Consider the following 20,630-nt stretch of genomic DNA (forward strand, 5'->3'; position numbering starts at 1 on the left):
TTCTCCTTATCCTGGCGTCAGGGCGACAGAAAGATGCTGCAAAACTCTTGCCAGGAAAAAGAACGCTCGGAAAAAAACGCTAAATGCCGATACCATCAGGCACAGCCAGCGCCGGGGCTGCACTTTTCCGGTGCCCGACGCTAAAGGGTGGTGCAAAAAGCAGCAAAAATCGAGCGGCTTTAAGCGGATAGTTATCAAAAATAGTTCGATAAAAATTTTTCGCCACGTGATTTAGGCCGCCAGACGATTTGCGCCGGGCGGCGGCGGTCTTGGGCTGCAGACAGTTATCCACTATTCCTGTGGATAACCTTGTGTATTAGAGTTAGAAAACCTGCGGTAAGCTAGAGCGTACGCGGCTTGCGGCTGAATTGGCGCGAAAGGCGTCTTTTCTTTAAAAACATTAAATATCAGCTTGTTAGATAAAATCAATGGGTGTAAGAAAAGCGTCATCTGTTGCCATAAAACTTTCACCCGTCCGCTTGACAAATGTTAAAAGGTAAAAATTTCTGGGGATAACCCTGACGGCCGGAGGATTATTCCGCCCGGCGCGCGTTTTATACCCTGCTTACCGGCAAAAAAGGCCATATTGTGGCGCTATCATAAGCATGCACTGTTTAAATATCCAGTATAATTTATTGGCAAAAAACGGCCCGGGGGGTAGAATTAAACACCGGCCGCTAAATCTTTTTCAGGTTCTGATTGATGAGTAAATCGTTTGTTCTGCATTCCGCCTTTCGCCCCTCCGGAGACCAACCGGAAGCCATCCGCCGCCTGGAAGAGGGACTGGAGGATGGGCTCGCGCATCAAACGCTGCTGGGGGTCACCGGCTCCGGTAAGACCTTTACCATCGCCAACGTGATTGCCGATCTGCAGCGGCCGACGATGGTGCTGGCGCCAAACAAAACGCTGGCGGCCCAGCTCTACGGCGAGATGAAAGAGTTTTTCCCGGAGAATGCCGTCGAGTATTTCGTCTCCTACTACGATTACTATCAGCCGGAAGCCTATGTCCCCAGCTCAGATACCTTCATTGAGAAAGATGCCTCGGTAAACGAACATATCGAGCAGATGCGCCTGTCGGCCACTAAAGCGCTGCTTGAGCGGCGCGATGTGGTGGTGGTGGCCTCGGTCTCGGCTATTTACGGCCTCGGCGACCCGGACCTGTATCTGAAAATGATGTTGCATCTGACGGTGGGGATGCTGATTGACCAGCGGGCGATCCTGCGCCGCCTGGCGGAACTGCAGTATACCCGCAACGATCAGGCCTTCCAGCGCGGCACCTTCCGGGTGCGCGGCGAGGTGATCGACGTCTTCCCGGCGGAATCGGACGATATCGCCCTGCGCATTGAGCTGTTTGACGAAGAAGTTGAGCGCCTGTCGCTGTTCGACCCGCTCACAGGCCATGTGGAATCGACGGTGCCGCGCTACACCATTTATCCCAAGACCCACTACGTGACGCCGCGGGAGCGCATTGTCCAGGCGATGGAAGAGATCAAGCTGGAGCTGGCGGAGCGGCGTAAGGTGCTGCTGGCTAACAACAAATTGCTGGAAGAGCAGCGCTTAACCCAGCGCACCCAGTTCGACCTCGAAATGATGAACGAGCTGGGCTACTGCTCGGGCATTGAAAACTACTCGCGCTTCCTCTCCGGGCGCGGGCCCGGCGAGCCGCCGCCCACCCTGTTCGACTACCTGCCGGCAGACGGCCTGCTGGTGATTGACGAATCCCACGTCACGGTGCCGCAGATCGGCGGTATGTACCGCGGCGACCGGGCGCGCAAAGAGACGCTGGTGGAGTACGGCTTCCGCCTGCCGTCGGCGTTGGATAACCGGCCGATGAAGTTTGAAGAATTCGAAGCGCTGGCGCCGCAAACCATCTACGTGTCGGCGACCCCCGGCGCCTACGAGCTGGATAAATCCGGCGGCGAGGTGGTGGATCAGGTGGTGCGGCCGACCGGTCTGCTGGATCCGATCATCGAAGTGCGGCCGGTGGCCACCCAGGTCGACGATCTGCTGTCGGAGATCCGCCTGCGCACGGCCATCAACGAGCGCGTGCTGGTCACCACCCTCACCAAGCGGATGGCGGAAGACTTAACCGAGTACCTTGAGGAGCACGGCGAGCGGGTGCGCTATCTGCACTCGGATATCGACACCGTCGAACGTATGGAGATTATCCGCGACCTGCGTCTTGGCGAGTTTGACGTGCTGGTGGGGATCAACCTGCTGCGTGAGGGGCTGGATATGCCGGAGGTGTCGCTGGTGGCGATCCTGGATGCAGACAAAGAGGGCTTCCTGCGCTCCGAACGCTCGCTGATCCAGACCATCGGCCGCGCGGCGCGCAACGTCAACGGCAAGGCTATCCTGTACGGCGATAAGATCACCCCCTCGATGGCGAAAGCCATCGGCGAGACGGAGCGTCGACGTGAGAAACAGCAGCGCTATAACGAAGAGCACGGCATTGTGCCGCAGGGGCTCAACAAGAAAGTGGTGGATATCCTGCAGCTGGGCCAGAGCCTGGCGAAAACCAAAGCCAAAGGGCGCGGTAAAGCGAAGGCCGTCGAGCCTGCCGGGCTCAGCGGCGTGGATATGACGCCAAAAGCGCTGCAGCAGAAAATCCACGAGCTGGAAGGGCAGATGATGCAGCACGCGCAGAACCTCGAGTTCGAAGAGGCGGCGCAAATTCGCGACCAGCTGCATCAGCTGCGCGAACTGTTTATCGCCGCCTCCTGAGTGCCGGCGTGTACTGCCGGGAGGTGGACGTGCGGGAAGCAGACAAGGCGTGGCCCTTATCGCCCTGTTCCGCAGCCAGATAACCATTCGCGGTGAAGAAAAAAGGCCGCAAAGCGGCCTTCTTAATGTTTGCTTAATCTCGCCAGGCGACACTATCCTCAACCTGATGAGGATAGTGCCCATGCAAAAAATCAACTTCCGTGAATATCTGGCGGTCGCCACCGCCCTGGTCATTATTGTTGCCTTCTTCCATCAGTGGGTGCTGACGTTCTGACCCGCGCGCCGCGGGAATAACACCCACGCGCGGACCCCTGGCCCCGGCTGGCGGTTATGTAAAAAGAACTGGGCGTCATGCAGCTGAGCGATGCGCGTGACGATGCTCAGTCCTAGCCCTATACCGCCGTAGCGACTGTCCATGCGCACGAAGGCCTTACTGAGTTCGCCGCTTTTCGCCTCATCAATCCCCGGTCCTTCATCTTCCACTGCCATCACCGGCATCAGACCCGCTTTCACCGACACGCGGATCGTCGACCCTTGCGGGCTGTAGCGATGGGCATTCTCCACCAGATTGCGCAGAATGACGCGGATGAGCGTCGCGTCGCCAGAGACGACGGCCTCGCTTTCGACATCCGTCAGCAGCAGCCGTTGCTGGCGCTCGGCCAGCATGGTCTCCAGCTCATCCTGCAGCGGTTTGACCACGTCATCCAGCAGCAGCACCTGCTGATAGCTGCCGGCGGAAAAGGACTGACCGACGCGCGCCAGCTGCAGCAGCTGCGAAATGCTGGTGGTCATCTGGTCGAGCCGCTGGATCAGCGGGTCGACGCCCATGCCGTGCACTTTCGCCAGCAGCTCAAGGTGCAGCCGCAGCCCGGCCAGCGGGGTGCGCAGCTCGTGCGCCACGTCGGCAGTAAATAGCCGTTCGCGATCGAGAGTCAGATTGAGGCGGGAAACCAGCTGATTCAGGGCGGTGGTCACCGCCGTCACCTCGGGCACCGATTCGCTGAGCACGATGGGGGTGAGGTTGTCCGGGGTACGACTCTCCAGCTCGCTTTGCAGACGTGACAGCGGGCGGGTGATTTTGCGTACCGCCAGCATGCTGATATACAGCGCCAGCCCCACGATCAGCAGGCTCGGCACCAGCAGGCTGGCGACCGCTTCCCGAACCTCATGCTCCACATGCTTCTGGTTGTTGTGCCCTTCGATGGCGCTGGCCACCAGCAGCTGGATCTGCTCTTTGCTCTCATGCCATAGCCAGAAGACGCTGATCAGCTGGCAGACCACCAGAATGGCGCCGATGGTCAACAGCAGCCGGTGACGCATGGTCCAGTTTTCGGTTGCAAACAGAGCCATGGTCTATTCCGTATCGATGTGGTTAGCCAGCATATAGCCGAAGCCCCTGACGGTGCGGATCCGCGATTTGCCAATCTTATCGCGCAGGTTATGGATATGCACTTCCAGGGTATTGGTCGCTGGCTCATTGTCCCAGCTGTAGATATCGTTGTAGAGGATCTCACGATGTACCGGGCTGCCGGCTTTCATCATCAGCCGCGACAGCAGGGCATACTCCTTCGGCGTCAGATCCAGCGCCGTCTCACCGAGCCACACCTGGCGGCGGGTGACGTTGAGGCGCAGATCGCCGACGCTGATTTCGTTATCGCCCTGATTATTATGCCGACGGAGCAGGGCGCGAATGCGCGCGTTTAGCTCTTCCAGGGCAAAGGGTTTCACCAGATAGTCATCCGCGCCGGTGTCGAGACCGCTAATGCGATCCTCAAGGGTATCGCGGGCGGTGAGGATCAGCACCGGCTGGGTCATTTTCTCCCGCCGCATACGGGCGAGAAAATGCAGGCCGTCTTCGTCCGGCAGGCCGAGGTCGAGTACGATCAGGCTGTAGTGATTGCTGGCCAGCGACAGCGCCGCTTCGTGCGCCGTGGAGACGCCGTCGCACACGTATCCTTCACTTTGCATTGCCAGAATCAACCCCTGCAACAGCAGCGCATCGTCTTCAATGACTAAGATTTTCATCAACCAGCCTCTCTACATGGCGTTAAAATATCATCTGCCGCCTGGTACTCGTGGGTGCTGACGCCGAGCAGGCCGAGCAGGGTGGAGAACAGATTATCTTGTGAATAATCCTTCGTCTTAGCCTGTTGTTGCAAACACTGGCTGGAAACACCGTAACGTTGCTGGTAATCCGGCGACAGCCACAGCAGCATGGGCACGTGCTTTTGCGTATCCGGCGCAATGGAGTACGGCAGACCATGCAAATAGACGCCATTTTCGCCCAGCGATTCGCCGTGGTCGGACAAATAAACCAGGCTAGTGGTGAATTTGTCCTGTTTAGATTGCAGTAGTTTTATCGCTTTATCAACGACATAGTCGACATACAGAATGGTGTTATCGTAGGTATTGGTCAACTGTTGTTGCGTACAACTTTGGATTTCATTGGTATCGCAGGTTGGGGTGAATTTTTTGAACTCAGCCGGATAGCGATTGTAATAGGTTGGGCCGTGGCTGCCGATGGTATGCAGTACGATAATGCCATCCTGTTGCAGGTTATCGATATAGCTGTCGAGATTATGGAACAGCACGTCGTCGTAGCACTCGCCGTCGATGCATTGTCCGGTTAGCTTCAGATCGGTCACGTTCTGATGCGGTACCCGATCGCATGCCCCCTTGCAGCCGCCATCGTTGTCGTTCCACAGCACCTGGATGCCGGCGCGCTGCAGAATATCCAGGACGCCTTCCTGGTGATGGGCCAGCTCTTCGTCATAGCGCGCGCGCGGCATATTGGAGAACATGCAGGGCACGGAAACCGCAGTTGCTGTGCCGCAGGAGGTGGTTTTCGGGAAGTACACCACGTTGTCCTGTTGCAGGCGCGGGTTAGTCTCCCGATCGTAGCCGCCCAGTGAGAAGTTATCCGCTCGCGAAGTCTCGCCGAGCACCACAATCGTCAGGTTCTTACGGGGAGCGTTATGCATCACCGGTTTCTGTTTGGCATCTTCCCCAATCTTCACCAGCGGCAGGTTGTCCATGCGATGGTGCGCATACCAGGAGTTCAGCGCCACAATGCTGTTGGAGGGGCTCAGGGATTTCACCAGCTCTTTGTTGTTACGAAACAGCGAGGCATAGTCTTTATAAAAGAGGGCGGCAATCAGGACGATTAGCAGCGCGGACGCCACCATATTCACCAGACGCCAGGCCACACCGCGCCATAGGGTGGCCGGTTTACGAATTTTAACCCACCAGGCGACCAGCACCGCCAGCACCCCGGAGAGTCCAAGGACAACGATCATTTCGCCGGAGAGCAGGGCAAAGCTCTCCGCCGGGGTGGTGTCGAGGATGTTGGTGATCATGCTGCGGTCAATCACCACGCCGAAGGACCAGATAAAGTACTGCGCCGAAGCGCTGAGCAGAATAAAAAGGCTAATCACCAGCCGGTCAAGTTTGAGGAACGAGGCGAGGGTGGTGAGGATATTCATCACGCTGAAGGCCACCAGCGGCATACTCAAAAACACCAGCGCCGTGCGCAGGTTGTCCACCGGCAGCAGCGTATACGCCTGGCGGTAGAAGGCGAGATTAAGAAAAAGCCCGATATAGACCGCGAAAAGAATCAGATAAGTCGTGCGGCTGACAACCGGCCGACGCAGAGGCAATAACGACATAGTGCATACCCACAGGAAGAGATATGGGTATAATGCCAGCTCTGTTTTAAGACAACCTTAAGATTTTAAGGTGCGCCGAAAGCCGATCCTCCGGCGCGCAGGATCAGCCCGGCAGCTGGAGCGCTTTCTCCAGCGCCCCGCGAAGCAGCGCCCGGTCATGGCGATAGGGAACGTCGCTGGCCTCCAGCGGCGTCTGAATCACCAGCCTGTTGTCGATGCCGCTGATATCGGCTTTTGGGCCGGCGATAACCGCATCCACCACCCGCTTGCCCACATAGCGCTCCATAATTGCGATGCGCTCCGCCAGCGACAGCCTCGCGGCCGGGCTGTGCTCTTTGCCGAGGTTATCGATAAACACCATTGGCGCCGGAGTGCGACGCAGCGCCTGGGCCATCTCGTCAAGCAGCAGGATTGGCAGCAGGCTGGTATAGAAACTGCCCGGGCCGATAAGGATCAGATCGGCTTCGGCGATGGCCTCCACCGCCTCACGGGTGGCCGGTACCGGCGGGGTGAGCATCAGCTCCTGCGGCACGCTATCGAGCTGATCGATATTGACTTCACCGTAAACTTCATGGCCTTCATGATCGAGCGCCATCAAATCCACCGGTTGTTCCGACATCGGGATAAGAAAAGCGTCCACTTTGAGCAGGTTTCTGATCAAATTGATCGCTTCCAACGGCCGCACGCTGAGGTGATCCAGCGCCTTTAACATCAGATTTCCCAGGTTATGGCCGGAAAGCTCGCCATTGCCGCTAAAACGGTACTCAAACATCGCCGACGCCACGCTCGGCTCGGCGATTAACTGATTGATGCAGTTGCGCATATCGCCCCAGGCAATGCCGCCTTCCGAGCGGCGGATCCGCCCGGTGGATCCCCCGTTGTCGGTGGTGGTCACAATGCCAGTCAGCCGTGAGCCCAGCGAGGATAGGGAGGACATTACCCGACCCAGACCATGCCCGCCGCCGAGCGCCACCACCCGATCCAGGTCAGCGAATGTACGATTGCGCATAGAAATTCCTTATTTCACATAAACGGCCACACACTACCCGATCTACCCCTAAAAGACGATGGGAGGAGCCCGACAAACTGACCGATATCAAGGCAAAAAGATGATTTATGGCTATTCTGTAGCGAAAATGCACGAAGGTAGCGATATATACAAGAATATATAGCGAAATCGCAAATGGCGAAACCGCCTGGAACGCGCTACTATCGGCATAACCTGTTAACACTCTAGCCTCTTCGCCTGTGTCAAAAGATATGGCGGTTTGGCCGCGACGCCGCCGGTTGTCGCCAGGGCGTGGGAAGAAATGACCGCGTCTCCCGTATTTGGAAAGGTGTATATGGCCTCACAGCTTACCGATGCATTCGCGCGTAAGTTTTATTACCTGCGTCTGTCGATTACCGATGTGTGCAATTTCCGTTGCACCTACTGCCTGCCGGATGGCTACAAGCCCGGCGCCGTCAATAACAACGGCTTTCTTAGCGTAGACGAAGTGCGCCGGGTCACGCGCGCTTTCTCCGCGCTGGGCACTGAAAAAGTTCGCCTCACCGGTGGGGAACCCTCCCTGCGCCGTGACTTCACCGAGATCATCGCCGCCGTGCGTGAAAACCCGGCGATCCGTCAGATTGCCGTCACCACTAACGGTTATCGCCTGGCGCGCGATGTCGAACGCTGGCGCGATGCCGGGCTGACGGCGATCAACGTCAGCGTCGATAGCCTCGACGCCCGCCAGTTCCATGCCATCACCGGCCAGGATAAATTCCACCAGGTGATGGACGGGATTGACGCCGCCTTCGCCGCGGGCTTTGACAAGGTGAAGGTGAATACCGTACTGATGCGCGATGTTAATCATCACCAGCTTGATACCTTCCTCGCCTGGATCCAGCCGCGTCGTATTCAGCTGCGTTTTATTGAGCTGATGGAAACCGGCGAGGGCAGCGACCTGTTCCGCCGTCACCATCTCTCCGGCATGGTGTTGCGCGACGAGCTGCTGCGTCGCGGCTGGATCCACCAGATCCGCCAGCGCAGCGATGGTCCGGCGCAGGTCTTTTGTCATCCGGACTACGCCGGCGAGATCGGCCTCATCATGCCGTACGAAAAAGACTTCTGCACCACCTGCAACCGTCTGCGCGTCTCCTCCGTCGGCAAATTGCACCTGTGCCTGTTTGGCGAAGGCGGCGTCGACCTGCGCGACCTGATGGCCGATGATCGGCAGCAGGCCGCGCTGGAAGCGCGGATCGCCGAAGCCTTAACCCATAAAAAGCAGACCCATTTCCTGCATCAGGGCAACACCGGTATTACGCAGAACCTGTCCTATATTGGCGGATAATCGTTTTCGAAAGGAGCATTCAGATGAGCCAGGCTAGCGCTGAGTTTATTCCGACCCGTATTGCTATTCTTACCGTTTCCAGTCGTCGCGGTGAAGCGGACGACACTTCCGGCCACTGGCTGCGTGAGGCGGCGCAGGAGGCCGGGCACCATGTCGTCGATAAGGCGATAGTCAAAGAGAACCGCTACGCCATCCGCGCCCAGGTATCGGTGTGGATCGCCAGCGATGAGGTACAGGTGGTGCTGATCACCGGCGGGACCGGGTTCACCGAAGGGGACCAGGCGCCGGAAGCGCTGCTGCCGCTGTTTGACCGTGAGGTGGAAGGTTTTGGCGAAGTGTTCCGCATGCTGTCGTTCGAAGAGATCGGCACCTCGACGCTGCAGTCCCGGGCCGTGGCCGGCGTCGCTAACCACACGCTGATCTTCGCTATGCCGGGCTCGACGAAAGCCTGCCGCACGGCGTGGGACAACATCATTGCCCCGCAGCTGGATGCCCGCACCCGTCCTTGTAATTTTATTCCTCACCTGAAGAAATAATGTATGTCACAACTGACCCATATTAACGCCGCGGGCGAAGCCCATATGGTGGATGTCTCCGGCAAAGCGGAAACGGTACGCGAAGCGCGCGCCGAGGCTTATGTCGAGATGCAGGCGACAACCCTGGCGATGATTATCGACGGCAGCCATCATAAAGGCGACGTTTTCGCCACGGCGCGGATCGCCGGGATCCAGGCGGCCAAGCGCACCTGGGAGCTGATCCCGCTGTGCCATCCGCTGATGCTCAGCAAAGTGGAAGTCAATTTGCAGGCGCAGCCGGAACATAACCGGGTGCGCATCGAATCGCTCTGCCGCCTGACCGGCAAAACCGGCGTCGAGATGGAAGCCCTTACCGCCGCCTCGGTTGCCGCGCTGACCATTTACGATATGTGCAAGGCGGTGCAGAAGGATATGGTGATTGGCCCGGTGCGCCTGCTGGCGAAAAGCGGCGGCAAGTCCGGCGATTTTAAGGTGGACGAACGCCATGATTAAGGTTCTGTTTTTTGCCCAGGTGCGCGAGCTGGTGGGGACTGATTCGCTGACTCTCGACGCCAGCGAGCTGGCCACCGTTGAGGCTGTGCGTCAGCAGCTTGCCGCTCGCGGCGATCGCTGGGCGCTGGCCCTGGAGGAGGGCAAGCTGCTGGCGGCGGTTAACCAGACGCTGACCGCCTTTGACCATCCTGTCGCCAGCGGGGATGAAGTGGCGTTCTTCCCACCGGTCACCGGAGGCTGATATGACGCAAACTCGTATCGTCGTTAGCCCGGCGCGCTTTAGCGTTGGCGAGGAGTATCTCTGGCTGGCCGAACGCGATGAAGACGGCGCGGTGGTTACCTTCACCGGCAAAGTGCGCAATCACAACCTCGGCGACAGCGTGAAAGCGCTGACTCTTGAGCACTATCCGGGTATGACCGAGAAATCGCTGGCGGAGATTGTCGACCAGGCGCGCGAGCGCTGGCCGCTGGGCCGGGTGACCATTATCCATCGCATCGGCGAAATGTGGCCGGGGGAAGAGATTGTGTTTGTCGGCGTCACCAGCGCCCACCGTGGCAGCGCCTTCGCCGCCGGCGAGTTTATGATGGACTACCTGAAAACCCGCGCGCCGTTCTGGAAACGCGAGGCGACACCGGAGGGCGAGCGCTGGGTCGATGCCCGCGACAGCGATCGTCAGGCGGCAGAGCGCTGGTAGTGTGATACGCTTACAGAGTGAAACTTTGTTAATCAGGAGAGAGTCATGGACAGATATCCGCGTTCCGATTCAATAGTGCAGGGCCGCAGCGGCCTGCAGACTTATATGGCGCAGGTGTACGGCTGGATGACGGTCGGCCTGCTGCTGACGGCGTTTATCGCGTGGTTTGCGGCGAATACCCCGGCGGTGATGATGTTCGTCTTTTCGAGCAAAATCACCTTTTTCGGGCTGATCATCGCCCAGCTGGCGCTGGTGTTTGTGCTGTCGGGGATGGTGCAGCGGCTGAGCGCCGGGATGGCGACCACCCTGTTTATGCTCTATTCGGCGCTCACCGGGTTGACGCTGTCGAGCATTTTTATCGCCTACACCTACTCCTCCATCGCCAGCACCTTTGTGGTCACCGGCGGGATGTTCGGGGCGATGAGTCTGTACGGCTACACCACCAAGCGCGACCTGAGCGGCTTCGGCAGCATGCTGTTTATGGGGCTGATTGGCATCGTGTTGGCGTCGCTGGTTAACCTGTGGCTGAAGAGCGAGGCGCTGATGTGGGCCGTGACCTACATCGGGGTGGTGCTGTTTGTCGGCCTGACCGCCTACGATACCCAGAAGCTGAAAAACATCGGCGAGCAGATTGATATCCGCGACAGCGCCAATCTGCGTAAATACTCGATCCTCGGCGCCTTAACGCTGTATCTGGATTTCATCAACCTGTTCCTGATGCTGCTGCGTATTATGGGCAACCGCCGCTAACCTATTTATATCAAAAGGTTGCATCCCCGATCGCCCGGCAAGCGCAGCGCCGCCGGGCGAGATGTCAGGCACGGTACCCGTGGTATCGCCGGATGGCGGTTGCGCCTTACCCGGCCTACAGGATCCTCTCGCAGGCTCACACCCAGTAGGCCCGCGCAAGCGCAGCGCCGCCGGGCGATTTCATTCGCGGGCCAGCTTGCGCTGGTTCTTTTGCCGCAACTTTTTCGCCCGACTCTCCAGCAGCAAATAGGCCACCGTCGCCAGCAGCAGCGGCAGAAAGTAATAGAGCGCGCGCCAGGCGAGGAGAGCGGCGATGATCGCTCCCTTCGAAATCTCTTCCCCGGAGAGCATGGCGATGAACACCGCCTCCAGCACGCCAATCCCGGCCGGAATGTGGATAATCACCCCGGCGATACTGCTCACCAGCAGTACCCCCAATACAAGGAAATAGTTAATCTCGCTGCCCAACAGCAGCCAGATGATCGCCCCCATCGCCATCCAGTTCGCCGCCGAGACCCCCATCTGCAGCAGCGCGAATCGCCAGGAGGGCAGCACCAGCCGCTGACCTTTGATCGTCAGGTGACGGCGTTTGGCGAAGGCGCAGCCAAACAGATAGCACAGCGTGAGAAACAGCATCACTCCGCCGATAATGCGCAGGGTGGTCTGGCTGATGTACCAGTGCGGCGGCAGCTTCACCAGATCCGCCGTAAATATCACCCCACCGAGCAGGATATAGCCCAGCCAGTTGGTGGTGATGCTTAAGGAAAAAATACGGGTGATGGTGCCGCCGTTGAGCCCCAGCCGCGAGTACAGCCGGTAGCGCATGCCGATGCCGCCGACCCAGGTGCTGAGGGTCAGGTTGAAGGCATAGCAGATAAACGACACTAGCATCACCTGGCGTTTCGCCAGCTTATGCCCACAATAGGCCCGGCCAAGCAGATCGTAGCAGCCGTAGATCAGATAGCTGACGATGACCAGCGCAATGGCGCTGAACAAGGCCAGCCGATCGTAACCGCGGATCACCTTCCATACTTCCTGCCAGTCGACCTTCTGCGCGTAAATCACCAGCAGGACGATCACGGCGATAAAAAAGAGTACGGTCAGCACTCTTTTTGCCATCCGCCAGCGAGGGTGCGATTTGCTCATAGTGGATTATCCCTGGTAGGTGACTCGACGCGATCCTGAGTTTCAATCTCCGGCTGCACCGGCGGGCTGACCCTGGCCAGCCGCGGAGTATGGGCCGGCAGCCAGCCGACCCACGCCGGAAAGTGGCGCAGAAAGTGGAAGGCCATCACGCTCACCCCCAGCCGCCACCAGTTGCGTTTCGGCAGCATCGTTTTATCGATCCGCTGACAATCCCGGGCGATAAGCCCGTTAAGATTATCGCGCAGCGTCTGGTTAAACACCCGGTCGTGGATGATCAGATTGGCTTCCAGATTCAACGACAGGCTGAGCGGATCGAGGTTGCTCGACCCGACGGTGGCCCAGTGGTCGTCCGCGAGGGCGACTTTGCCATGCAGCGGACGGCGGCGATATTCGTAGATCTGCACGCCGCCTTTGACGAGGTAGTGGTAGAGCAGGTGGGCGCCAAACTTCACAATCGGAATATCCGGTTCGCCCTGGACGATCAGCTTCACCCGCACCCCGCGCCGCGCGGCATTGCGCATCGCATGCAGCAGACGGTAGCCGGGGAAAAAATAGGCGTTCGCGATTATCACCTCCCGGCGGGCGCTGGTCAGCATCTTCAGGTAGTGGCGTTCGATATCGTCGCGGTGATCCTGGTTATCGCGCCAGACGAACAGCGCCTGCGCCTCGCCGGGGGTCTGGTTGATCTCCGGCTGATGGCGACGACGGCGCCACCAGCGGCGGGCGGTTTCGCTGTTGGGCAGATTCTCCAGTTCGAACTGCAGAATATCGAGCACCACCGGCCCCTCGACCTGCACCGTGTAATCCTGTTTGGCCTCCGGTCCATAGTCGCTCATATGTTCGGCGGAGTAGTTGATGCCGCCGACAAAGGCGGTGGTGTCGTCGATCACCACGATTTTACGGTGCATGCGACGGAAAAGGTTGGTACGCATTCCCATCAGCTTAGGGCGCGGGTCGTAATAGCGGAAAATCACCCCGGCGGCGGTCAGTTCACCGACAAACTCATCGCTAAGATCCGGCGAGCCGTAGCCGTCAAGCAGCACTTCCACCTGGATGCCGCGGCGGGCTGCCTTCAGCAGAACCGCGTGCAGCCGCCAGCCGACCTCATCTTCAAACCAGATAAAGGATTCGAGGATCACCCGCCGGCTGGCGCGACCGATGGCCGCAAACAGCGCCGGATAGTACTGGTCGCCGTTCTCCAGTAGCGTAATGCGGTTGCCTTCCTGCCAACGACATTTCACAAATGAATCTCCACGCTAAGGGGTGCATGATCGGACAGATGCCGCCACTGTTTGAGGGCCAGCGCCTTCGGGCGGCTGGCGTGGGCGTTCTTGACGTAAATGCGATCGAGGCGCAGCAGCGGAAAACTGACCGGAAAGGTGCGCGCCGGCCGTCCGCGGGCGCGGGTAAAGATCTCTTCCAGCCCTGCCTGGGCCTTTAACGGCTGGTTAGCCTGCTGACGCCAGTCGTTAAAATCTCCGGCCACCACCACCGGCTCGCCGGCGGGTAGGGTATTGACCCACTCCGCCAGCATCGCCAGCTGCGCCTGCCGCTGGTTGGCACGCAGTCCGAGATGGACGCAAATGACGTGAATCGTAACGCCGCTCTGCGGCGGTACGATGCGGCAGTACAGCAGGCCGCGTTTCTCCCCGTTGCCGACCGAGATATCGCGATTTTCATAGTATTCAATCGGGAAGCGCGACAGCACGGCATTCCCGTGGTGACCTTCCGGATAGACCGCGTTGCGCCCATAGGCGTAGTCGCTCCACATGGTATCGGCAAGAAATTCGTAATGGGTCTTATCTGGCCAGTTTTCGATATGCAGCGGGTGAACTTCGTGAGCGCCCATCACTTCCTGCAGGCAAACTATGTCAGCGCTGACGCTGCGAACGGCTTCGCGCAGCTCGGGCAAAATAAAACGCCGATTAAACGCCGTAAAGCCTTTATGGGTGTTAATTGTCAGCACGTTCAACGAAAATCCCGACGTTGGCTCAGCCATAATTCTCCAGTAAATGTCACTTTCCTGAATAAAATAGTGTAGTAGACGTCACAAAAAGATGCGGTGATACGGAATTTTCCGTAAAGTGCGGTACTCTGAGTAGCAGAGAAAAATCCTTCAGGAGAGAAGCCATGAAGTGGCAACAACGTGTACGCGTCGCAACAGGTCTTAGTTGCTGGCAGATTATGTTGCATCTACTGGTCGTGGCAGTGCTGGTGATGGGATGGATGAGCGGCGCGCTGGTGCGCGTCGGATTAGGGCTGTGCGTCCTCTACAGCGTCACGCTGCTGGCGATGCTGTTTCTGCAGCGTCACCATGAGGCGCGCTGGCGCGATGTGGGAGACTTCCTTGAGGAGCTCACCACCACCTGGTACTTCGGCGCCGCCATGATAGCGCTGTGGTTGCTGTCGCGCGTGCTGCACAACAACCTGCTGCTGACCCTCGCCGGGCTGGTGATACTGGCAGGCCCGGCGGTGGTCTCGCTGCTGGCGAAAGATAAAAAATTACGCAATCTTTCTTCGGAACATCGCATACGCCGCTGAGCCGGTGGTGGCCGCTATGACCAGTAGCGGCCACAAACTTCCCCACACAATCTCCAGACTCGCATCCTTCAAATAAATTTGCTTGGTGATATCGGTAAAGTGGCGGATCGGGTTTATCCACGTCAGATCCTGCAGCCACTGCGGCATGTTTTCCACCGGTGAAACATAGCCGGAGAGAAGAATCGCCGGCATCATAAAGACGAACACGCCAATAAACGCCTGCTGTTGCGTTGAACATAGCGATGAGATCAATAAGCCAAATCCCACCAGCGACAGACCGTAAATCACCATGGTGAAATAGAACAGCAGCAGCGAGCCGGCAAACGGGATCTGATAGGCCCAGATACCAATCGCCAGCACGATAGTCGCCTGCAGGGTGGCGACGATCAGCGCCGGTACCGCTTTACCGACAAAGATTTGCCAGGTGGCGAGGGGCGAGACCAGCAGCTGATCGAGGGTGCCCTGCTCGCGCTCGCGGGCCACCGACAGCGAGGTGACGATCATCACTCCGATGGTGGTGATCATGGCGATGAGCGACGGCACCACGAACCATTTGTAGTCGAGATTCGGGTTATACCAGTTGCGCACCACCAGTTCGCTGTTGTTCGGCTTCGCTTTGTCCTCCAGCAGTTCCTGCTGATAATTTCTCACGACCTGTTGCAGATAGTTGGCGGCGATTTGCGCGCTGTTGGAGTTGCGCCCGTCGAGCAGAAGCTGCAGCGGGGCGGTTTGATAGTTGTCGAGGTTGCGAGAGAAATCCGCCGGGAAGCGCACCACCAGTAGGGCTTTTTGTTCATCGATGGTCGGCTGGATCGCCTGCGGGCTTTTCAGCAGCAGGACATGGGTAAAGGCTTTGGCGCGGGCGAAGCGCTGAGTGAGCTCCACCGCGTGGCGACCGCTGTCTTCGTTGTAGATGGCGATGGTGGCGTTGGTCACCTCCAGCGTCGCGGCAAAGGGAAACAGCAGCACCTGAATCAGCACCGGCATGATTAAAATTGCCCGCGTCTGTGGTTCGCGCAGCAGCGACTGCAGCTCTTTGCGGATCAATGTCCATAAACGGTGAAACATAATAGCTCCTTTGGCCCATTCAACAACGCCGGGCGGCACTGCGTTTGCCCGGCCTGGGGGGATCGGCGAACCGTATAATCGATGTTGGTCAAACCGTAGGTCCGGTCAGCGCAGCGCCACCGGGCAAAACCTAATCCAGACGCCGCTTGGTTTTCAACCATGTCAGACCGATAAACATCACCGCCGAAGCAATCAAAAACAGCACATTCACCAGCAGTACCACCGGAATATTGCCCGCCAGAAACAGGCTTTGCAGGGTGTTGACGAAATAGCGCGCCGGGATCACGTAGGTCACGGCGCGGATCACCGCTGGCATACTATCTATCTGGAAAATAAACCCGGACAGCATAATCGACGGTAAAAACGCGGCGTTCAGCGCCACCTGCGCGGCGTTAAACTGGTTGCGGGTAATGGTTGAGATAAGCAGCCCCATCCCCAGGGTGCTGAGCAAAAACAGACTGGTGATGACAAACAGGATCGGCAGCGAACCGCGATAGGGCACGCCGAGAATAAATACTGACACCAGCATACACAGCAGCATCGCCAGCATGCCGAGGAAGTAGTAGGGAATGAGCTTGCACAGCAGCAGTTCGGCGCGGGTGATCTCCGTCGACAGTAGCGCCTCCATAGTGCCGCGCTCCCATTCCCGCGCCACCACCAGCGAGGTCAGTATCGCGCCGACTACGGTCATGATAATGGTGATCGCCCCGGGGATAATAAAGTGCTGGCTGATAGCCGCCGGGTTAAACCAGTAGCGCATCTGCACGTCGATCAGCGGTTCAAAGGTCTCGCCGCGATCTTCCGCCCGCTGCTGCTGCCAGATCTGCCAGATCCCCTCCACGTAGCCCTGGGCGAAGTTAGCGGTATTGGGCTCGCTGCCGTCGGTGATGAGCTGGAGCGGCGCGCTGGCGCCGGGGCGGGCCATCTGGCGGTCGAAGTCCACCGGAATGACCACCATGGCGCGGATGCGACCGGCCTGCATCAGCTGAATTAACTGCTGGCGATTATCGCTGACGGTGGCGTCGATGTAGGGTGAGCCGGTCATGGTATGGACGAAATCCAGCGCCTCTTCGCTCTGCTGCTCCAGCAGAACCCCCACCCGCAGCTTGCTGGAGTCGAGGTTAATGCCGTAGCCGAAGATAAACAGCAGCAATAGCGGGATCACCACCGCAATCAGCCAGCTGCTGGGATCGCGGACGATCTGCCGGGTCTCTTTCACGCACAGGGCGCGGACCCGTCGCCACGAGAGAATGCTATTGCTCATGGCCATTCTCCTTATCCCAACGGTTAATCAGGGTAATAAACGCCTGCTCCATGGTCGGGTCCGTCTGGTTGTCATCCGCCGCCTGGGCCTTCAGCGCGTCCGGGGTGCCGCTGGCGATAAGCTTGCCGTGATAGACCAGCCCAATGCGGTCGCAATACTCCGCCTCATCCATGAAGTGAGTGGTAACCATCACCGTCACCCCTTTATCCACCATGCTGTTGATATGCAGCCAGAACTCGCGACGAGTGAGGGGATCGACCCCGGAGGTGGGTTCGTCGAGAAACAGAATGTCTGGCTCATGCATCAGCGAGCAGGCCAACGCCAGCCGCTGCTTATAGCCGAGCGGCAGCTCGTCGGCGGCGTGGCGGGCAATGCTGTTCAGACCGAAGGCATCGCTCATGCGGGCGATTTTGTCATTTTGCGCCCGGCCGCGCAGGCCGTACACGCCGGAGAAAAAGCGCAGGTTCTGCTCGACGCTGAGGTTGCCGTACAGCGAAAATTTTTGCGCCATATAGCCCAGATGCTGACGCGCCTTGCCGGAGCTGACCTTAAGATCCATCCCCAGCACCAGCGCTTTGCCGGAGGTGGGCACCAGCAGGCCGCACATCATTTTGAAGGTGGTGGATTTCCCGGCGCCGTTGGGGCCGAGCAGGCCGAAGATCTCGCCGCGCTTGACCTGGAAATCGACGTGGTCGGTGGCGGCGAAATCGCCAAATTTTTTCGTCAGCGACTGCGCCTCAATCACCGTTTCGTCTTTACTGCCGTCAACGCGATGGATAATCGCCCCCAGCGGCGATTCGGCGGTGCCGGCGCCGCCAAGCAGGTCGATAAAGGCGTCTTCAAAGCGCGGCGCGGTGTCGGCCACCTGCAGCGGCGGCATATCGTCATGTTCCTGAACCTCATCGATGCGGGCCTCCTTTTTCAGGATCAGACGCACCGATTTGCCCTGAATCACGCCGTCGCTAACCTGCGGCAGCTTCAGCGCCCGCTGCAGCAGGCGGCGGTTGTTCTCCTGCGGGCTGGAGACCAGAAAGCTGCGCCCGGCCATAGTTTGCGTCAGGGCCGTCGGCTCTCCTTGATAAAGCAATTTGCCTTCGTTCATCAGCAGCACATCGCGACACTGCTCGGCTTCATCGAGATAAGAGGTGCTCCACAGGATCAACATGCCGTCGCCGGCCAGCTCGTGCACCATCTGCCATAGCTCGCGGCGGGAGATCGGGTCGACGCCGACGCCGGGTTCATCCAGCAGCAGCACCTTCGGGTCACCCACAAGGGTACAGGCGAGCCCCAGTTTTTGCTTCATACCGCCGGAGAGCTTGCCCGCCAGCCGTTCGGTGAACGGGCCAAGGGCGGTAAAATCCAGCAGGCGGTCGAAAATTTTCTTCCGTGCCTCGCCGGTGACGCTGCGCAGGTCGGCGTACAGGGTCAGGTTTTCCATCACCGTCAGATCTTCATACAGGCCGAACTTCTGCGGCATATAGCCGAGCACCGCGTGCAGAGCGCTGTCGTCTTTTAGCGGATCAAAGCCGATCACCCTGGCGCTGCCCTCATCAGGCTTGAGCAACCCGGCGAGCATCCGCATCAGGGTGGTTTTCCCTGCGCCGTCGGGGCCCACCAGCCCGGTGACGTAGCCGGCGCGGATCGTACAGGTCAGCGGCGCCACCGCTGGCCTGTCCATCCCGGGGAAACGGCGGCTCAGGCCGTTTAAGGCGATGACGGCCTCACTCATGTCCGTTCCCGTGGTTAAAGGAGACGGTCACCGGCATCCCCTGGCGCAGGGCGCCGTCGGCATCGGTCACCACAATACGCAGACGATAAACGAGGTCGGTACGCAGATCCGGCGTTTCAACGGTCTTCGGCGTGAACTCAGCGCTTGGCGAGACAAAGCCGATTTTGCCGTGATAGGGCTTATCCGGCCGGCTGTCGGTATAGATCAGCACCTCTTGTCCCGGCTGCGCCTGGCCGAGGTTTGTCTCATCAACGTAGGCCCGGACCCATACCGGATGGGTTAATGACAGCGTCAGCACCGTGCTGCCGGCGTTGAGCATGGTGCCGGGCTCGACGGCGCGGGTCATCAGCGTGCCGTCGGAAGGGGCGGTCAGCACCGTATCGTGCAGGTCCAGTTTGGCCTGCGCCAGCGCTGCCTGCGCCTGTTCGAGGCTGGCTTTGGCCTGGGCTATCTCCTGCGGACGGTTGCCGGCGCGGTATTGACGCAGTTTATCCTGCGCTGACTTCAGCGTTGCCTGCGCCTGGTCGCGCGAGGAGCGGGCGTTCTCCAGATCGTTGGCGGAAATGGCGCTGCTGGCGCGTAAACCCAGCTGGCGCTGATAAAAGTTTTGCGCGTAGTCGTAAGCGGCCTGCGCCTGGTTTACCGCCGCCGCGGCCTGGGCAATCTCTTCCGAGCGGTAGCCGGCCATCATCAGGTCATACTGCGCCTGGGCGGTGGAGACGTTGGCCTGCGCCTGCAGCAGGGCGTTTTCATAGGGAGCTCGGTCAAGCGCGCCGAGGGTTTGCCCGGCGCGGATGCTGTCGCCTTCGTCGACGGTCAGCGAGGCCAGCCTGCCGCCGACGCGGAAGCTCATATTGACGGTGCGGATATCGACATTGCCATACAGGGTCAGCGGCTGCAGCCGGCTGCTCTGGTACCACCACCAGCCGCCGCCCAGCGCGGCGAGAAGAATCACGATCAGCAGAATGACGACGACGGATTTTTTCATCAGCCCAAACTCCTTTGCGATAACCCATGCAGGATGAAATCGATATGACAGGTAATGACCTCAAAAATCTGTTCGGTTTTTTGCGCGTCAAACTGCGTCCAGCCGGTGCGCAGCAGGATAGTTTCACGCCCGAGACGGAAAGCGAGCACCTCGCCCAGCAGGGCGTGGGTATGAAGGATCATTTGCGTATCACCGGCATCGCGGCCGGTCCAGGCGGCGATTAGCCGGGTGAGATAGTGGTGCAGGGGGGCGATCACCTGCTGGTGGATCAGATGGTACGCGGCGGTGGGCGCCAGCTGTTCCCGGGAAATAAATTTGCTCAAGTTGACCGTATCCTCCTGGGTCAGCAGCAGGATCATGTTATGGCAGGCGCTGAGGATAAGGGCGCGGATCGCCTGGCGATCCGGCGACTCTCCGGCGAGCAGGGCCTCCGCCGCTTCGGCGTGCGGGCGAAAATTGTCACCGATAAAATCGGCGATCCACTGGCCGCAGGCGAGATACAGGTCGTCTTTCGAGCCAAAATAGTAGGTGATAGCGGCGATATTCTGCCCGGCCTGGGCGGCGATGTCGCGGGTGGTGGCGTGCTGGCCGTACTCGCCAAACTGGGCGATAGCGGCCGCGATAAGCTGACTTTTTGCCTGTTCGCCTTTACTGGTCATCGCGCTCTTAAAAATTAATCAATCGATTGATTAACTTTAG

At 59.0% G+C, this 20,630-nt stretch carries 21 protein-coding genes and 1 riboswitch; of the genes, 8 read left to right on the forward strand and 13 right to left on the reverse strand.

The genetic code is table 11. The annotated features are described in order from the left end of the window. Window positions 1-79: 79 nt before the first annotated feature. The gene (locus ABLU50_RS02160; RefSeq protein ID WP_032431208.1) at window positions 80-292 is read right to left on the reverse strand and encodes a hypothetical protein; all 213 of its coding nucleotides are present in this window, start codon (window positions 290-292) and stop codon (window positions 80-82) included. 410 nt (window positions 293-702) lie between these two features. Here ABLU50_RS02160 and uvrB point away from each other — a divergent pair, with 410 nt between their 5' ends. Then, window positions 703-2,724 (forward strand): excinuclease ABC subunit UvrB, encoded by a 2,022-nt coding sequence (gene uvrB / locus ABLU50_RS02165; protein WP_004886127.1) that lies wholly within the window; start codon window positions 703-705, stop codon window positions 2,722-2,724. A gap of 252 nt (window positions 2,725-2,976) precedes the next feature. On the opposite strand, the gene pmrB is transcribed toward uvrB, so the two are convergent. The 4 genes from pmrB to yvcK form a co-directional block, all read right to left on the reverse strand. Next, the gene (gene pmrB, locus ABLU50_RS02170) at window positions 2,977-4,074 is read right to left on the reverse strand and encodes a two-component system sensor histidine kinase PmrB (RefSeq protein ID WP_023288917.1); all 1,098 of its coding nucleotides are present in this window, start codon (window positions 4,072-4,074) and stop codon (window positions 2,977-2,979) included. Between the two features lie 3 nt (window positions 4,075-4,077). After that, window positions 4,078-4,749 (reverse strand): two-component system response regulator PmrA, encoded by a 672-nt coding sequence (pmrA, locus tag ABLU50_RS02175; RefSeq protein WP_004886130.1) that lies wholly within the window; start codon window positions 4,747-4,749, stop codon window positions 4,078-4,080. Further along, complete coding sequence (gene eptA / locus ABLU50_RS02180; protein ID WP_087832395.1) at window positions 4,749-6,389, reverse strand: phosphoethanolamine transferase EptA; 1,641 nt, start codon at window positions 6,387-6,389, stop codon at window positions 4,749-4,751. The genes pmrA and eptA overlap by 1 nt, the downstream gene beginning before the upstream one ends. Before the next feature lie 103 nt (window positions 6,390-6,492). Continuing rightward, complete coding sequence (gene yvcK, locus ABLU50_RS02185) at window positions 6,493-7,398, reverse strand: uridine diphosphate-N-acetylglucosamine-binding protein YvcK (RefSeq protein WP_004886135.1); 906 nt, start codon at window positions 7,396-7,398, stop codon at window positions 6,493-6,495. Window positions 7,399-7,606: 208 nt separating this feature from the next. Continuing rightward, a riboswitch (molybdenum cofactor riboswitch) is annotated at window positions 7,607-7,745 on the forward strand. On the opposite strand from yvcK, the gene moaA reads away from it, so the two are divergent. The 6 genes from moaA (at window position 7,733) to ABLU50_RS02215 (ending at window position 11,195) form a co-directional block, all read left to right on the forward strand. After that, the gene (gene moaA, locus ABLU50_RS02190; protein ID WP_004886137.1) at window positions 7,733-8,722 is read left to right on the forward strand and encodes a GTP 3',8-cyclase MoaA; all 990 of its coding nucleotides are present in this window, start codon (window positions 7,733-7,735) and stop codon (window positions 8,720-8,722) included. (Overlaps the previous riboswitch by 13 nt.) Window positions 8,723-8,745: 23 nt before the next feature. Continuing rightward, the gene (moaB, locus tag ABLU50_RS02195) at window positions 8,746-9,258 is read left to right on the forward strand and encodes a molybdenum cofactor biosynthesis protein B (RefSeq protein WP_004886139.1); all 513 of its coding nucleotides are present in this window, start codon (window positions 8,746-8,748) and stop codon (window positions 9,256-9,258) included. A 3-nt stretch (window positions 9,259-9,261) separates the two neighbouring features. After that, window positions 9,262-9,750: a cyclic pyranopterin monophosphate synthase MoaC gene (moaC, locus tag ABLU50_RS02200; RefSeq protein ID WP_004886142.1), complete on the forward strand. Its 489-nt coding sequence runs from the start codon at window positions 9,262-9,264 to the stop codon at window positions 9,748-9,750. Beyond that, window positions 9,743-9,991, forward strand: a complete 249-nt coding sequence (gene moaD / locus ABLU50_RS02205) for a molybdopterin synthase sulfur carrier subunit (RefSeq protein ID WP_004886145.1) — start codon at window positions 9,743-9,745, stop codon at window positions 9,989-9,991. The genes moaC and moaD overlap by 8 nt, the downstream gene beginning before the upstream one ends. A gap of 1 nt (window position 9,992) precedes the next feature. Then, window positions 9,993-10,445, forward strand: coding sequence for a molybdopterin synthase catalytic subunit MoaE (gene moaE, locus ABLU50_RS02210; RefSeq protein WP_004886150.1), 453 nt, complete (start codon window positions 9,993-9,995; stop codon window positions 10,443-10,445). Between the two features lie 45 nt (window positions 10,446-10,490). Then, a complete protein-coding gene (locus ABLU50_RS02215) occupies window positions 10,491-11,195 on the forward strand; it encodes a Bax inhibitor-1/YccA family protein (protein ID WP_087832394.1) in 705 nt (234 codons plus the stop codon). Window positions 11,196-11,375: 180 nt separating this feature from the next. On the opposite strand, the gene ABLU50_RS02220 is transcribed toward ABLU50_RS02215, so the two are convergent. From ABLU50_RS02220 to ABLU50_RS02230, 3 genes are read right to left on the reverse strand one after another with little or no spacing between them, the layout of a single operon-like run. After that, window positions 11,376-12,341, reverse strand: coding sequence for a YbhN family protein (locus tag ABLU50_RS02220; RefSeq protein WP_017900169.1), 966 nt, complete (start codon window positions 12,339-12,341; stop codon window positions 11,376-11,378). Continuing rightward, window positions 12,338-13,582 carry a cardiolipin synthase ClsB gene (gene clsB, locus ABLU50_RS02225; RefSeq protein ID WP_004886156.1) on the reverse strand — a complete coding sequence of 415 codons (1,245 nt, stop codon included), beginning with the start codon at window positions 13,580-13,582 and terminating at the stop codon, window positions 12,338-12,340. The genes ABLU50_RS02220 and clsB overlap by 4 nt, the downstream gene beginning before the upstream one ends. Next, entirely contained in the window at window positions 13,579-14,340 is a 762-nt protein-coding gene (locus tag ABLU50_RS02230; protein WP_087832393.1) for an endonuclease/exonuclease/phosphatase family protein, read from the reverse strand. The genes clsB and ABLU50_RS02230 overlap by 4 nt, the downstream gene beginning before the upstream one ends. A 131-nt stretch (window positions 14,341-14,471) precedes the next feature. Between ABLU50_RS02230 and ABLU50_RS02235 the strand changes: the two genes are divergently transcribed. Continuing rightward, a complete protein-coding gene (locus tag ABLU50_RS02235) occupies window positions 14,472-14,882 on the forward strand; it encodes a YbhQ family protein (protein ID WP_049153250.1) in 411 nt (136 codons plus the stop codon). Here the strand turns inward: ABLU50_RS02235 and ABLU50_RS02240 are convergent. The 5 genes from ABLU50_RS02240 to cecR form a co-directional block, all read right to left on the reverse strand. Beyond that, the gene (locus ABLU50_RS02240; protein ID WP_087832392.1) at window positions 14,844-15,950 is read right to left on the reverse strand and encodes an ABC transporter permease; all 1,107 of its coding nucleotides are present in this window, start codon (window positions 15,948-15,950) and stop codon (window positions 14,844-14,846) included. The genes ABLU50_RS02235 and ABLU50_RS02240 overlap by 39 nt on opposite strands. Before the next feature lie 130 nt (window positions 15,951-16,080). Next, window positions 16,081-17,214: an ABC transporter permease gene (locus tag ABLU50_RS02245; protein ID WP_048294414.1), complete on the reverse strand. Its 1,134-nt coding sequence runs from the start codon at window positions 17,212-17,214 to the stop codon at window positions 16,081-16,083. Further along, window positions 17,204-18,943: an ATP-binding cassette domain-containing protein gene (locus ABLU50_RS02250; protein WP_032455747.1), complete on the reverse strand. Its 1,740-nt coding sequence runs from the start codon at window positions 18,941-18,943 to the stop codon at window positions 17,204-17,206. Before ABLU50_RS02250 ends, ABLU50_RS02245 begins: the two co-directional genes overlap by 11 nt. Further along, window positions 18,936-19,931, reverse strand: a complete 996-nt coding sequence (hlyD, locus tag ABLU50_RS02255; RefSeq protein ID WP_087832391.1) for a secretion protein HlyD — start codon at window positions 19,929-19,931, stop codon at window positions 18,936-18,938. Before hlyD ends, ABLU50_RS02250 begins: the two co-directional genes overlap by 8 nt. After that, window positions 19,931-20,605 carry a transcriptional regulator CecR gene (gene cecR, locus ABLU50_RS02260; protein WP_085956527.1) on the reverse strand — a complete coding sequence of 225 codons (675 nt, stop codon included), beginning with the start codon at window positions 20,603-20,605 and terminating at the stop codon, window positions 19,931-19,933. The genes hlyD and cecR overlap by 1 nt, the downstream gene beginning before the upstream one ends. Between the last annotated feature and the right edge of the window lie 25 nt (window positions 20,606-20,630).

The sequence above is a fragment of the Klebsiella sp. GG_Kp173 genome (genome assembly GCF_040062415.1).
Lineage (GTDB): Bacteria > Pseudomonadota > Gammaproteobacteria > Enterobacterales > Enterobacteriaceae > Klebsiella > Klebsiella quasipneumoniae.

Excerpts from the sequence above, each read along its gene's own strand:
- ABLU50_RS02230 (WP_087832393.1), bottom strand. The coding sequence starts at position 14,340 with ATGGCTGAGCCAACGTCGGGATTTTCGTTGAACGTGCTGACAATTAAC.
- moaA (WP_004886137.1), top strand. The coding sequence starts at position 7,733 with ATGGCCTCACAGCTTACCGATGCATTCGCGCGTAAGTTTTATTACCTG.
- ABLU50_RS02245 (WP_048294414.1), bottom strand. The coding sequence starts at position 17,214 with ATGAGCAATAGCATTCTCTCGTGGCGACGGGTCCGCGCCCTGTGCGTG.
- ABLU50_RS02250 (WP_032455747.1), bottom strand. The coding sequence starts at position 18,943 with ATGAGTGAGGCCGTCATCGCCTTAAACGGCCTGAGCCGCCGTTTCCCC.
- eptA (WP_087832395.1), bottom strand. The coding sequence starts at position 6,389 with ATGTCGTTATTGCCTCTGCGTCGGCCGGTTGTCAGCCGCACGACTTAT.
- ABLU50_RS02240 (WP_087832392.1), bottom strand. The coding sequence starts at position 15,950 with ATGTTTCACCGTTTATGGACATTGATCCGCAAAGAGCTGCAGTCGCTG.
- pmrB (WP_023288917.1), bottom strand. The coding sequence starts at position 4,074 with ATGGCTCTGTTTGCAACCGAAAACTGGACCATGCGTCACCGGCTGCTG.
- moaD (WP_004886145.1), top strand. The coding sequence starts at position 9,743 with ATGATTAAGGTTCTGTTTTTTGCCCAGGTGCGCGAGCTGGTGGGGACT.
- ABLU50_RS02220 (WP_017900169.1), bottom strand. The coding sequence starts at position 12,341 with ATGAGCAAATCGCACCCTCGCTGGCGGATGGCAAAAAGAGTGCTGACC.
- yvcK (WP_004886135.1), bottom strand. The coding sequence starts at position 7,398 with ATGCGCAATCGTACATTCGCTGACCTGGATCGGGTGGTGGCGCTCGGC.
- uvrB (WP_004886127.1), top strand. The coding sequence starts at position 703 with ATGAGTAAATCGTTTGTTCTGCATTCCGCCTTTCGCCCCTCCGGAGAC.
- moaC (WP_004886142.1), top strand. The coding sequence starts at position 9,262 with ATGTCACAACTGACCCATATTAACGCCGCGGGCGAAGCCCATATGGTG.
- ABLU50_RS02215 (WP_087832394.1), top strand. The coding sequence starts at position 10,491 with ATGGACAGATATCCGCGTTCCGATTCAATAGTGCAGGGCCGCAGCGGC.
- moaE (WP_004886150.1), top strand. The coding sequence starts at position 9,993 with ATGACGCAAACTCGTATCGTCGTTAGCCCGGCGCGCTTTAGCGTTGGC.
- ABLU50_RS02235 (WP_049153250.1), top strand. The coding sequence starts at position 14,472 with ATGAAGTGGCAACAACGTGTACGCGTCGCAACAGGTCTTAGTTGCTGG.
- hlyD (WP_087832391.1), bottom strand. The coding sequence starts at position 19,931 with ATGAAAAAATCCGTCGTCGTCATTCTGCTGATCGTGATTCTTCTCGCC.
- moaB (WP_004886139.1), top strand. The coding sequence starts at position 8,746 with ATGAGCCAGGCTAGCGCTGAGTTTATTCCGACCCGTATTGCTATTCTT.
- pmrA (WP_004886130.1), bottom strand. The coding sequence starts at position 4,749 with ATGAAAATCTTAGTCATTGAAGACGATGCGCTGCTGTTGCAGGGGTTG.